This window comes from Affinundibacterium seohonense, from assembly GCF_014284305.1.
GTDB classification, from domain to species: Bacteria; Pseudomonadota; Gammaproteobacteria; order Burkholderiales; family Burkholderiaceae_D; genus Undibacterium; species Undibacterium seohonense.
The window spans coordinates 1-375 of sequence record NZ_JACOFW010000099.1 but is presented as its reverse complement, the minus strand read 5'-3'; the positions used below and the strand labels follow the sequence as shown (position 1 = coordinate 375).

Sequence of the window (375 nt, the reverse complement as noted above, 5' to 3'; positions counted from 1 at the left end):
CTTCAGGTACTACGCCGTGCTCGATGTAGCGCCACAAGGCAATCGCCAGTCTTCTCGCCACCGCGACGATCGCCACACGTCGACCGCGTTTGTTGGGCGCTTGGCTGTTGGTCTTTTCCGCAAACCAGATGGCGAGCTTGCTCTCTGGCTGATAGCGCAACCACATCCACGCCATTTCAATGAGCAAGGAGCGCACTCGTCGGTTGCCTTGCTTGCTGATGCCTTGATCTATTCGCGTTGTACCACTGTCGTACGGTTGCGGCACCAATCCAACACAGGAACCAACTTGTTTTTGATTATCAAACCGTCGCCAAAATAATTCCGTTGTAATCCGTATCGCACCAATGTCACCTATCGCTTTGAGCTTGGTGAAAC

1 protein-coding gene is annotated in these 375 nt (G+C 53.1%); it reads right to left on the bottom strand.

Annotated features, from left to right (window positions below; genetic code table 11):
* On the bottom strand, positions 1 to 375 hold a 375-nt coding region (locus H8K52_RS20725), incomplete at both ends, for a transposase (protein ID WP_186924804.1).